At 40.7% G+C, this 11,099-nt stretch carries 14 protein-coding genes and 1 pseudogene; 7 read left to right on the plus strand and 8 right to left on the minus strand.

Annotated features, from left to right (window positions below; all coding sequences use genetic code 11):
* Nucleotides 1-155 precede the first annotated feature (155 nt).
* On the plus strand, nucleotides 156-683 hold the full coding sequence (locus ACFSY7_RS11090; protein ID WP_126991886.1) for a hypothetical protein: 528 nt from the start codon (nucleotides 156-158) through the stop codon (nucleotides 681-683).
* A gap of 44 nt (nucleotides 684-727) precedes the next feature.
* Here the strand turns inward: ACFSY7_RS11090 and ACFSY7_RS11095 are convergent, their stop codons facing one another.
* The 3 genes from ACFSY7_RS11095 to ACFSY7_RS11105 form a co-directional block, all read right to left on the minus strand.
* Nucleotides 728-937, minus strand: a complete 210-nt coding sequence (locus tag ACFSY7_RS11095; RefSeq protein WP_126991887.1) for a DUF3951 domain-containing protein — start codon at nucleotides 935-937, stop codon at nucleotides 728-730.
* 40 nt (nucleotides 938-977) lie between these two features.
* The gene (locus ACFSY7_RS11100) at nucleotides 978-2,462 is read right to left on the minus strand and encodes a class I adenylate-forming enzyme family protein (protein WP_380147870.1); all 1,485 of its coding nucleotides are present in this window, start codon (nucleotides 2,460-2,462) and stop codon (nucleotides 978-980) included.
* 132 nt (nucleotides 2,463-2,594) lie between these two features.
* Nucleotides 2,595-3,035: a hypothetical protein gene (locus ACFSY7_RS11105; protein ID WP_126991889.1), complete on the minus strand. Its 441-nt coding sequence runs from the start codon at nucleotides 3,033-3,035 to the stop codon at nucleotides 2,595-2,597.
* Between the two features lie 243 nt (nucleotides 3,036-3,278).
* On the opposite strand from ACFSY7_RS11105, the gene sstT reads away from it, so the two are divergent.
* The 4 genes from sstT (at nucleotide 3,279) to ACFSY7_RS11125 (ending at nucleotide 5,326) form a co-directional block, all read left to right on the plus strand.
* Nucleotides 3,279-4,511, plus strand: a complete 1,233-nt coding sequence (gene sstT, locus ACFSY7_RS11110; protein ID WP_380147871.1) for a serine/threonine transporter SstT — start codon at nucleotides 3,279-3,281, stop codon at nucleotides 4,509-4,511.
* Nucleotides 4,512-4,596: 85 nt separating this feature from the next.
* Nucleotides 4,597-4,947: a YbgA family protein gene (locus ACFSY7_RS11115; RefSeq protein WP_380147872.1), complete on the plus strand. Its 351-nt coding sequence runs from the start codon at nucleotides 4,597-4,599 to the stop codon at nucleotides 4,945-4,947.
* A gap of 48 nt (nucleotides 4,948-4,995) precedes the next feature.
* Nucleotides 4,996-5,148: a hypothetical protein gene (locus ACFSY7_RS11120; protein ID WP_380147873.1), complete on the plus strand. Its 153-nt coding sequence runs from the start codon at nucleotides 4,996-4,998 to the stop codon at nucleotides 5,146-5,148.
* Between the two features lie 49 nt (nucleotides 5,149-5,197).
* Complete coding sequence (locus ACFSY7_RS11125; RefSeq protein WP_255411586.1) at nucleotides 5,198-5,326, plus strand: hypothetical protein; 129 nt, start codon at nucleotides 5,198-5,200, stop codon at nucleotides 5,324-5,326.
* 40 nt (nucleotides 5,327-5,366) lie between these two features.
* On the opposite strand, the gene chrA is transcribed toward ACFSY7_RS11125, so the two are convergent.
* The 5 genes and pseudogenes from chrA to ACFSY7_RS11150 all read right to left on the minus strand — a co-directional run bounded on the left by chrA (nucleotide 5,367) and on the right by ACFSY7_RS11150 (nucleotide 9,417).
* Nucleotides 5,367-6,509 carry a chromate efflux transporter gene (gene chrA, locus ACFSY7_RS11130; protein ID WP_380147874.1) on the minus strand — a complete coding sequence of 381 codons (1,143 nt, stop codon included), beginning with the start codon at nucleotides 6,507-6,509 and terminating at the stop codon, nucleotides 5,367-5,369.
* Nucleotides 6,510-6,682: 173 nt separating this feature from the next.
* Nucleotides 6,683-7,372 (minus strand): glucosamine-6-phosphate deaminase, encoded by a 690-nt coding sequence (locus tag ACFSY7_RS11135; RefSeq protein ID WP_126991944.1) that lies wholly within the window; start codon nucleotides 7,370-7,372, stop codon nucleotides 6,683-6,685.
* Between the two features lie 26 nt (nucleotides 7,373-7,398).
* Complete coding sequence (locus ACFSY7_RS11140; protein ID WP_380147875.1) at nucleotides 7,399-7,893, minus strand: sugar isomerase domain-containing protein; 495 nt, start codon at nucleotides 7,891-7,893, stop codon at nucleotides 7,399-7,401.
* 1 nt (nucleotide 7,894) lies between these two features.
* Nucleotides 7,895-8,377, minus strand: a pseudogene (locus ACFSY7_RS11145) (PTS transporter subunit EIIC); the annotation flags it as partial.
* 182 nt (nucleotides 8,378-8,559) lie between these two features.
* Nucleotides 8,560-9,417, minus strand: coding sequence for a PhzF family phenazine biosynthesis protein (locus ACFSY7_RS11150; RefSeq protein WP_380147876.1), 858 nt, complete (start codon nucleotides 9,415-9,417; stop codon nucleotides 8,560-8,562).
* A 386-nt stretch (nucleotides 9,418-9,803) separates the two neighbouring features.
* Between ACFSY7_RS11150 and ACFSY7_RS11155 the strand changes: the two genes are divergently transcribed.
* Entirely contained in the window at nucleotides 9,804-10,715 is a 912-nt protein-coding gene (locus ACFSY7_RS11155; protein WP_380147877.1) for a C40 family peptidase, read from the plus strand.
* An 18-nt stretch (nucleotides 10,716-10,733) separates the two neighbouring features.
* The gene (locus ACFSY7_RS11160) at nucleotides 10,734-10,964 is read left to right on the plus strand and encodes a hypothetical protein (RefSeq protein WP_380147878.1); all 231 of its coding nucleotides are present in this window, start codon (nucleotides 10,734-10,736) and stop codon (nucleotides 10,962-10,964) included.
* Nucleotides 10,965-11,099 lie beyond the last annotated feature (135 nt).

An 11,099-nucleotide genomic window follows, 5' to 3' on the forward strand; every position in this document is an offset into this window, starting at 1 on the left:
AAAGTGAAGCCGCTGTTTCAAGCAACTGGAAACAAGCAAGCACTGTTCGTAGGAATCTCCCACTTCAAGCAACGTTCGAAGAACGGCTAAGTGGGGGTAGTTCAAATGAAAGAAGAAAAAACAACATCACCTATTGAAGGAGCTGATGATCGCTTATGAAAAAACTTAAAAAAATCGTTGCTACCTGTAGCTGTGCTGCATTACTACTCGTTGCTACAACACCGGCATCTGCCGCCTCCTATAAATTGGTCTATTATACGTTATACAATAAGAAAACCAATCAGCCGGTAAAAGGCTATGCTGTTTACAAAAATACGCTCTATTATGATGCGATTGAAAAGGTAGGACGCTATTCATATAAAGGTGTACTTTATCATAATGGTGCGCCCTATAGCGGCGTACAAAGACCTGATGGCATTCGTTATGTGGACGGTAAACCGCTAACAGGCTTTCACAACGAAAGTGGCAAATATTTTGTGAAAGGCATCGTAGCAAGTGGTACCTATGATGGTATTCTTTATAAAAATGGTCGCGCCTTCTCTGGTGTTGTCGATGCCATTCGTTATGTAGACGGTGTCCGATTAACGGGCATTCATAAAGACAGCGGCAAATACTTTGTTGATGGTATTGTCGCAAATGGTATGTATAATGGGACAATCTACAAAAATGGCTATGCCCATTAAAAAAGCAGGAATTGCGAACACCTACGCAATTCCTGCTTTTTTCTTTATTTTTTCGTATCTTCAGTTGTCGGCTCAATATAGGTATTATCATCTTGAATCGGATGACGCGTTACGCCATCGTCTTTTCCAGATGTGGCATTATCAAATGGCGTATACATATCTTCTACTGGGCGGCGTTTAATCACAACACGATAAAATGCGATACCAATGAGTACTAAAAACGCAACTGCAATTACAAGACCAATCCATTCCATGCCTATTCGCCTCCGTTCGTCATCGTTACAAATCTATACCCTATGTGCTGCTTCGTAACACATGCTTCAGTACTTTTCCAGAAGCATTACGCGGTAAGGCATCCATTAATTCCATCTCCACCGGTATTTTATACTTTGCTAAACGCTCTACACAATGCGCTGTTAGCTCCTCAACTGTCAGCGTCTGTCCTTCTTTTAAACAAATATACGCCTTCGGTACTTCGCCGTAAATAGGATGTGGTACTCCTACAACGGCTGCTTCAAGCACTGCTGGCATTTGGAATAATACTTCTTCCACCTCGACCGGATACACGTTTTCCCCGCCGCGAATCAACATATCTTTTTGGCGATCAACGATATATAGGAAGCCCTCATCATCAAGACGGCCTAAGTCACCTGTAAATAACCAGCCATCGCGTAGGGCATGTGCTGTTTCCTGTGGATTGCGTAAATAGCCGGTCATCGTCTGCGGTCCCTTGACAATAATTTCACCGACGACGCCATTTGGTACGGATTCACCGTCTGGTCCAACAATGCGAACAGCTGTTTTTTTCGTTGGCGGCTTACCGACAGAGCCGATTTTCTCCAATACGTCATTCCCTTTAAGTGTTGTGGAGCACGGTGCGTTTTCTGTTTGACCATAAAAATTTTGTAGTGACACATGCGGAAATAACTTACGCAACTTTGATACTAATTCATAAGGCATCGGTGCCGCACCATACGCAAATAAGCGTACATGCGATAAATCAAACGCTGAGAAATCCTCATTATTTAATAGCAGCATATACATCGCCGGCACACCAAAGAAAATTGTCGCCTGTGTATCACGCAGCCAGGTTGGCGTTTGTGTCGGCGAAAAGGCTTCTTCGATAATAAACGTACCCCCTGCCATGACAATCGGCGTTAAGAACACATGTAAGCCCGCACAGTGAAATAATGGTGTACAAATAAACATACGGTCCTGTGCCGTTAATCCAACCGACTCCACCCACTGCGAAGTTGCCTCATACACCGCACGATACGACAGCATGACACCCTTTGGCTTTCCTGTCGTCCCTGACGTATACATAATCACCGCAATATCCTCATCCTCTATGCTCGCTGCCTCAAATGGCGCATGTGTATAAATTTCAGGCAAATCCTCGGTTGTGAAGCGCTGTGCAATAGACATACCCGTTGCATCTAGCTTCGGCGTAAGTGCCGTATCACAAAAAATAGCCTTTACCTCCGAATGCTCGATAATATAAGCAATTTCTGCTGGTGCTAGCTTCGTATTAATTGGCATAGCGATAAGCCCTGCTAGCTGAATCCCAAAGTAAATGACCGGAAAATCATCATGATTATCCATAAAAATACCGATAATCGTATCCTTATCATATTCAAATTGCTGTAAGTATCCTGCTAAGGCAGTCGCCTGTCTATAGACGTCTCCATAGGTTTTTTTATGAGACCGAAATTCAAAGGCTATTTTTTCAGGCTGTTGTATTACTTGTTGCTTTAAAACGAGCGGCATACGTTTTTGCATGCATGTTCTCCCCTTTTCTTGTCAGCATTCCCGCGGCAAGTGCAATCATAAGTAATACATCATTCCCTTAATATGCCAATTATAATCCTTTTATCTACAAAAAAAAGCCCACAGTTGTGAGCTTTTCATACGCTAAGCGCCAATTTCTTCTAGCATTGCATCGACAAGTTTTAATAACTTATCATATGCCTCACCAAGTGTTTCATTTCCTGTATAATCTTTCATTGCATCAAAGGCAATGTTGATTTCCCAAATGCCCTCTTGTCCATTAAACATCGCACTTGATGAACCAAGCATCGGTGTTAAATTCGCACGTAAGTATGTCTTAATCGGGTTGCTGTATTTTTTTTGTAAGGCAAGGCCAAATAATGCGGTATGTATTTTAAACATATCGTCAAACTCAATTACTACGGCATCCATTTTACGATCTGTAAACTCTTTTGATTCCGCGTAAATATATTCAATTTGGTTTTGTGCCACATAGTTTAAAGGTTCTTTAAGGAATGATTCATCTGCTGATGCAATAATTTCCTCTGTCTCTTTATTACAGCGATCTAAGGCTGTCATTTTCATAATAATCCCTCCAATATCTATTTTATTATACTTTAATCTTGAGCAATACACAAAACTGCTCAAAATCATTCTATTTTTAATAGACTATGTATCGATTTTTCTATTTTCTGTTGAAATATGTCGTGTTTTTGCGTAAAAATATAAGAAAGTCTGAATTTTTCAGATTAATAGAACATTTAGTGGTAAACTGTACACTATACAAAAACATCAGTCTTTCTAGAGAACACATTCGGAGGTTACATAATGAAAAAACTATTCGCAAAATGGAATAGTATTAGCCTAGTCAATCGTATTATTGTCGGTATCGTTATCGGTGTAATCCTTGCACTCGTTGCCCCAAAATCATTGGCTGGCATTTCTATTCTAGGTACATTATTTATTAGCGCATTAAAAGCGGTAGCACCTATCCTCGTATTCGTACTCGTTATCGCAGCCATCTCAGGTCATAAGAACGGCCAACAAACAAATATGAAATCTATTTTAGGCTTATATGCGCTTGCAACATTTATGGCCGGTGCTGTCGCGGTAATTGCCGCAAAAATTTTCCCATCGACTCTTCACTTAAAAGAAAGCGCTGAAGAAATTACACCGCCAAGTGATATTTGGGAAGTACTTCAAAATATTCTATTAAATATTACAACAAACCCGGTTACAGCTATTATGAATGCCAACTACTTAGGTATTCTTGCTTGGGCGATTTTATTAGGTGTGGCACTACGTATGGCAAGTGACACAACAAAAACCGTTATTTCAAATCTATCAGATGCGGTATCAAAAATCGTTCAATGGGTAATCAATCTAGCTCCATTCGGTATCATCGGTGTTGTATTCGATGCGGTGGCAAAAAATGGCCTATCAGCATTACTTGATTATGGTCATTTAATTATCGTCCTTGTAGGAACAATGCTCTTTGTCGCACTTGTTGTGAACCCATTAATCGTCTTTATTTATACACGTCGTAATCCATATCCATTAACCCTGTTAACATTAAAGGAAAGTGGTATTACAGCATTCTTCACACGTAGCTCTGCAGCGAATATTCCCGTTAATATGAAGCTATGTGAAAAATTAAATTTAGATAAAGATACGTACGCAGTATCCGTTCCATTAGGTGCAACAATCAATATGGGTGGCGCAGCTGTAACCATTTCTGTATTATCACTTGCGGCCGCTCATACACTTGGAATCGAAGTAGACATTCCAACAGCTATTTTATTAATGGTGTTATCTGCTGTCTCTGCAGCCGGCGCTTCAGGTGTAACAGGTGGCTCACTATTATTAATTCCATTAGCATGTAGTCTGTTTGGTATCCCAGCAGATGTGGCGATGCAAGTCATTGCAGTCGGTATGATCATTGGCGTCGTACAAGATTCTTGCGAAACAGCATTAAATTCATCTACAGACGTATTATTCACAGCAACAGCTGAATATGCAAAAGAACGTAAAGAAGGAAATGTTTCAACAAAAGCATTATAAAAAAATGAGACTCGGACAAGTTGTTGTCTGAGTCTCATTTTTTTATGGCGATGCCCTCATGCTATACTAAAGACGAGGTGATTCGATGCATGCTGAACAACAACTATGGCGCACTGAAAAATACCGCGTGATGTACTATAGCCAAGCACATTACAATCAAATTCGTCATATGATGCGTGATGGCTGTACTGTAGAGGAACTCCAGCAAACGATTAATGAAGCGCTCACACTCACGCCTACAGACGGCAGCCGCTCGAATGCCCTTCAGCATATGTGGGGCTATTTTAAAAAACAGACGACAGACGAACAAAAGGCGCGCTACATCAAGCTGTTAGAGGAAAAACAATGGGGTGCATTACGCGCCTACTTAGCGACGCTTGCGCAACAATGTAACGTCGTCTATTTACAGCAAAGTACGATTTTACAACAGGATTGAGTTCAAAAAAAAGCGGGAATATCATAGATAACAACTGTAAGGGATGTGATGAAGATGATCGTCATTTCACTTTGTCTTTTAGTCTTTGGTGCTGTGATGCTTATTTCAAACGTCAAAGAAATTTTACGACAGCCAGAACCATATACTTCCCCTTCACAACAAGCCGTTATCATGCCACGTTTTTATCGACTCAAACATTGACACATAGTGGCTGGTCATCCAGCCGCTGCTACATAAGGATGGTGATTTGATGTCTATTGCGATTCTTCTCATTCTCATCGTCATTATTTTAGGATTAATGATCAATTTATTTGAAGCCTTTCGCCGCGCAAAACCTCCCGCCCACTTTAAAAAGCGGGAATATGAAGATGACGACTAAAAAGGTAGGCATTCCATCTGTGAATGCCTACCTTTTTAGATTAAAAGAAAACACCAATAAGGATTCCAACGACGACAACTAGTAACGGCGACCATTTCAGGAGCATAGCAAACAACAGAATCACCCATAAAATATCAAGCCATGAATGAATGGTCGAGGTGACAATCGGTGTAATCCAAGCAGCTATCAACACGCCTATTACTGCCGCATTCATACCATTAAATGCACCGCACCATTTTGGATTTGAGCGGATTTGTTGCCAAAAAGGATAGGCCCCAATAATTAATAAAAAAGCGGGTAAAAAAATCGCCACCGTTGCTAATAACGCCATAGGTATACCGCCTATAACCATGCCTAAATAGCTAGCAAAAGTAAATAATGGTCCTGGCACGGCTTGAACCGCTCCGTAGCCTACTAAAAAATCATTGAGTGAAATCAGTCCCGTTTCAACGAGGCGTTCTTCAAGTAGTGGCAAGACCACATGTCCTCCGCCAAAAACAAGCGCACCAGCCGTATAAAACTTTTCGAACATCACAAGCCATGTCGTAGGCCATAATTTCGCTATAAGCGGCAAGGCTACGAGCAGCACACCAAAGGCAATTAAAAATCCCGCAGCAATTCGCTTAGAAATAACATTCTCTACAAGAAGCGCTTGTTGTTGCTGACGTAAAAAGAGTTGTCCTGCAAGTGCTGCAATTAGTAGGACGATGATTGTACTATACGTCGTTTGCCAGTTTAAAAGAACAGCCGTTGCTACCACTGTTAGAATGATAGCCATTTTTGAATGCCAAATTTTTTTTGACATATCTAAAATTGCATGCGCAACAATTGCTACAGCCACGAGCTTTAAACCATGAAGCCAGTCAAGTGACCAGTTCCCTTTTGCATTGATGTAGGCAAAAATCATTAGCACAACTACCGATGGCAATGTAAATCCTAAAAATGCTACGATACTGCCTAAAATCCCCCCTTTTTTTAATCCAATTCCCATACCTACCTGACTAGATGCAGGACCTGGTAAAAACTGACTTAAGCTTACTAAATCTGTATACTCTACTGCTGTTAACCATTTCTTTTCCTTTACATAAACACGTTCAAAATAAGCTAAATGTGCACTCGGCCCGCCAAAGGATACGAGCCCTAATTTCAGTGCAGTCCAAAAAATCACGAGTAATTGTCCCATTTTCCACCCCTCTTTTCTTTATTACATCAATGTTCCATATAGCTGTAAAGTTGTTTTACAAACTCTTTACAAAATGGAAATGTTGCTGTAATAGCTTCGCAGGTGTTTCCTTTTTTTATCTAGTTTTCGGCACAAAAAAGAAGCAAGCCTCGTAACCGAGACCTGCTTCTTTTTTATTTTACTAAATCTGTTAAAACAATGACATTCGGATGCTTCGTCAGTGCCGTTGCCGGAACTTGCTCCGTATAATCATTATTAATCAACGCCTGTAATGCCGTACGCTTTGATTCACCAATCGCAATAAGTAAAATACAGTTCGCACGTAAAATTGATTGAATGCCCATCGTAAATGCTTTATGCGGTACTTCCTCTAATGAATCAAAATAACGTGCATTTACTTCACGCGTAGAAGGCGTTAAATCGACGACATGTGTTACCGAGTCGAATGATGTTCCTGGTTCGTTAAACCCAATATGGCCATTGACACCGATGCCTAGCAATTGAAAATCAAGTGGTTGCTCATTTAATAACGCTTCATAACGTGCCGCTTCTTTCGTCGCATCCGTTGCCAAACCATTTGGTAAATATGACGCTTTAAACGGCTTTTGATTAAATAAATGATGATGCATGTAGTTGTTATAGCTTTGCTCATGTGTCGGATCAAGTCCAACATATTCATCTAAATTAAAGCTCACTGCATCACTGAAATCAATGGACGTGTCACATAACTTTGCATACAATGGCTCCATTGTGCCCCCTGTAGCAAGGCCAAATGTGTGCGCACCTTGTGCTTTCACTTCTTCGATAATCGCCACCGCACGCTCATAAAGCGCTTCTTTCGATGGAATTCTCTCTACTCGTATTGCCATGACTGTATCCCCTTTTTCAATTAAAAATGAATGCGTCGACCATAGTGTTCAATCAATGATTCATTAGTAGTCGTTGTTTGGATATTGCTACTTCCAAATACCGGTAGTTCAATATTACGTGCTGCTAATTCTTCAATTACTGCACCATAGAGCGCATTTAAAATAGCAGCGCCTAGTACGGTTGATACCGGGCCATATTGTAAGCCATCAAGTGCCAACACACCATCCCCAACCGGCACATGAGTATCAAGCACAACATCCACCACTTCTTCTAAGCGCTTTCCTGACACATGATTGGATGCCATATCTGTATACGCAAGTGACTGCAGTGAAATCGTCAATGCACCCGCTTCTTTTGCGAGGTACGCCATATCTAGTGGTGCAGGGTTTTTAGCAGATGTTGAAATAATAATACAAACATCTGCTGCTTCTAGTTGAATGTCTTGTTGATGCTGTGCTAGGAAACCCGCTTGTTTTTCATTTGCGGACGATAATAATGCGCCTTTATGCAGCATAACCCCATACAACAGATAATAGACCTGCGATTACCGCCATTGAAATGGACGTAATGATCGGTACAAATCGTCTACCCCCGAAGAATGATAACCATTCTGGGAATTTTACTTTATGGAATTTATTGTACAAGAGACCCGCTGTAATACCGGATACAATCCCGCCAAATACCCCCATATCTAATTTATCGTTTGTTGCGCCTAAAACGGCTACTAATACTAATTGTGCAATGGCACCAGCTAAGGCTGCGGCACCACTCGTGTCAACAGCTAAGCCCATTGCGATACCAATCGCAAAAATAAGCGGTAAGTTACCTAAAATTGCATTACCGGCAGCCTCCATAATCGCGGCGACAGTTTGAATCCAAGCAACATCAATTTGCCCTAGCATATCGCCTGCGCCTAAGCGAACAAGAATCGCTGCAGCAGGTAATGTCGCAATTGGGAACATTAATGACTTACCAATTTTCTGTAAGAAAGCTAGCATATTTTTTCCTCCTCAACATAGTGGTCTATACCACTTATTTTAAAAGCAATCGAAACCGCTTTCAAGTGTATTCTTCTCCATTTTTCCCTTTTTTTCAAAAAAAACTACGACTTATTTAAGATTTTTCATGTTTTATGCGTTAAAAATGAAAATTTGCATACAATACACTTTAATTTACGTCTTTATACCTCAAAAGAATTTACAAAAACCGCTGTACCTGAAATGGAAATAGTCTTGTCGACGTGCACATAAATGCGCCCATCCTTGTCAATTTCCATGCCCTGTTCAACGACTAAAGTGTATGGTAACGCTTTTTTATGGTCGATAAATTCTTTATAATACGCCCCCATTACGCCTGATGCAGTACCTGTTGCGATATCTTCTGTCGTTCCTGAATACGGGGACGAGAAATGACGAGCGTGCATAGCTGCCTCGTCAAATTGCGTTTCTAAGCAAAATGGATGTACCGAGCAAGTTGGGCGGTCCGTTAAAATCGCTGGGAAGCGCTCAATCTGCGGCGTCATTTTCGCAAAACTTGCTAATTTTTTCACTGGCACAAGCAATGTCCACGCTCCTGTACTGCCATACACAATTGGTAAATCGGATGCTAGCTCCTGTTCCGAAAGTCCAAGTGCCTCGGCTAGCGCTATCTTTGAGCCAATAAAAGGGGCAAATTGCGGTTTGGCATGCTGCATCGTAATACGGACTTCGTCACCCTCCTCAATATGAATCGGCAAAATGCCCGCGCCTGTTTCAATCGTGAAATCATGCGCCGGAAGTTTATTCGCGCGATATAGCGCATAGATGCTCCCCATTGTCGCATGACCACATAGCGGCGTCTCATGCCCTGGTGTAAAATAACGAATCCGAAAATCTGCGACAGCTGACGAAAGTACAAACGCCGTCTCATTAAAACCAACACGTTTTGCGATATCCTGCATCATCTGTTCATCTAACCGTTCAGCCTCTAAAACAACCCCTGCCGGATTGCCTTTTCCTGGCGTATTACTAAATGCATCAATATGTATGACTTCTACCATCTAATCCTCTCCTTTCCTCCATTATACGAAACATTCTAGCTACTGTCGTGATTCATTTTCCAGGACACTACCCAATACATTCTATGAGGCGATTAACTGAAGAAATGGGTTAGGTGATAGGTGACATGTTTTTTTCTCACCATTCTAGGTATAGACTTTCTACATAAAAGGCAAAAAAAGCTACAAGAAAACATACGAAAAAAATAAATTAGAATGACTTTATAACAACAAACTACATACCACCCGGCTTTCAGATGCGCTCAATGAATGCTATGTTCAAGCAAATAAAAACAACAAATTTTACAAGAAATTTTGCAATAACCATTTCTAATATCAGAATTCTGTTATAAACTACCAGTACTACATTAAAAGGAGATTTTATCAACATGAAAAAATTATTTGGTAGCACTGTGCTTGCTGCAGGCTTCCTAGCAGTCGCTTTAACTGCGCAAGGAACACATGCAAGTGCGATTACCTACACAGAGGCCTATTTTTCAAAACTTGAATATAAAGATGCAACACATGATGAAGAACGTTTAATAAGCTCAAAATCAAGTGTTACGATACAAGCTGTCGAAAATTCAAAACAATTACGTAGTACAAGTCTTGTGCTATTCCCTACAAAGCAAACAATTATTACACGCGACCGCTCTGGACAAGCGGAAGTAGGACTGCGCACAACAAGCGATGGACAGGCATATGGTTTTGTTAGTCAGCTTAATAAATATTCAAACTCAACGTATCGTCAGATTCAAAAAGGAAAGAGCCAAGCCTTTTACACACCAAATGGCGTAAAAGTTGTCGCGGGCTATACAGCGAATAATAACTTATTTTTCAAATGGAAAGGCAACAAGGTATTAGTCAAATCTAAAGGCTATTCAGTTGTTTATAACGATCAAGCACGAAAAGAAAATAAAATACGTACGTATGATCGTTCAAAAACAAAAACAACCGGTACAAAAGCGGAAAAGCTACTCCATGAAGCACGCCGTTTATCAGGTGGACGCTATGTGTATAACGGCCAATCGTTATTTTATGGCTTAGATTGTGCAACGTATACACAAAAAATCTACTTAAATGCGCTTGGCGTAGATATTGGTTCAACAACAAAAGCACAAGCTGCTCGTGCTCTTAAAACACGTACAGTGAAAAATGCGAAGCCTGGCGATATTTTATATGATGGGAAGGGCCATGTAGGCATTTATATGGGCGACGGTAAAGCCTATGATATGCTTGTTGGTGGTGCTAAATTACGCCCACTTAGCCACTGGAAATGGACCGTTGCACTCGCATATTAAAGAAAGCAGGTAAAATAAATGGATTCTGAAACATGGGAACAAGTGAAAGAAGCAATTGATGAAGGGCAGGAGCTGTCATTTGATTATAAGGGTGACGAATGGTGGATTAGTCGTGTACCAGAAGAATATAGCTTCTTATTAACGCGCTCATCTGATAGTTATACCCAATACTTTAAAACAGCAAAAGATCTTTATCAAAACGGCATTATTGATGGCAAAGCCTTTATCGACCGAGTGCCTGAACTATAAGAACCTTATTCTACTAATCGTATTTTCAAGGAGACTGTGACATAAGTGAAAATTCCAGCCTTTAATAGAGAAGGTGATGTCGAATTTGACATCACCTTCTCTATTTTTATGTATAAATTGGGAATTACCATTCCC

Source organism: Kurthia populi (assembly GCF_042686175.1).
Taxonomy (GTDB): domain Bacteria; phylum Bacillota; class Bacilli; order Bacillales_A; family Planococcaceae; genus Kurthia; species Kurthia populi.

Bases quoted from the DNA above. Each gene is read 5' to 3' on its own strand.
- ACFSY7_RS11090 (WP_126991886.1), top strand. From the start codon at position 156: ATGAAAAAACTTAAAAAAATCGTTGCTACCTGTAGCTGTGCTGCATTA.
- ACFSY7_RS11095 (WP_126991887.1), bottom strand. From the start codon at position 937: ATGGAATGGATTGGTCTTGTAATTGCAGTTGCGTTTTTAGTACTCATT.
- ACFSY7_RS11100 (WP_380147870.1), bottom strand. From the start codon at position 2,462: ATGCAAAAACGTATGCCGCTCGTTTTAAAGCAACAAGTAATACAACAG.
- ACFSY7_RS11105 (WP_126991889.1), bottom strand. From the start codon at position 3,035: ATGAAAATGACAGCCTTAGATCGCTGTAATAAAGAGACAGAGGAAATT.
- sstT (WP_380147871.1), top strand. From the start codon at position 3,279: ATGAAAAAACTATTCGCAAAATGGAATAGTATTAGCCTAGTCAATCGT.
- ACFSY7_RS11115 (WP_380147872.1), top strand. From the start codon at position 4,597: ATGCATGCTGAACAACAACTATGGCGCACTGAAAAATACCGCGTGATG.
- ACFSY7_RS11120 (WP_380147873.1), top strand. From the start codon at position 4,996: ATGAAGATGATCGTCATTTCACTTTGTCTTTTAGTCTTTGGTGCTGTG.
- ACFSY7_RS11125 (WP_255411586.1), top strand. From the start codon at position 5,198: ATGTCTATTGCGATTCTTCTCATTCTCATCGTCATTATTTTAGGATTA.
- chrA (WP_380147874.1), bottom strand. From the start codon at position 6,509: ATGGGACAATTACTCGTGATTTTTTGGACTGCACTGAAATTAGGGCTC.
- ACFSY7_RS11140 (WP_380147875.1), bottom strand. From the start codon at position 7,893: ATGCTGCATAAAGGCGCATTATTATCGTCCGCAAATGAAAAACAAGCG.
- ACFSY7_RS11150 (WP_380147876.1), bottom strand. From the start codon at position 9,417: ATGGTAGAAGTCATACATATTGATGCATTTAGTAATACGCCAGGAAAA.
- ACFSY7_RS11155 (WP_380147877.1), top strand. From the start codon at position 9,804: ATGAAAAAATTATTTGGTAGCACTGTGCTTGCTGCAGGCTTCCTAGCA.
- ACFSY7_RS11160 (WP_380147878.1), top strand. From the start codon at position 10,734: ATGGATTCTGAAACATGGGAACAAGTGAAAGAAGCAATTGATGAAGGG.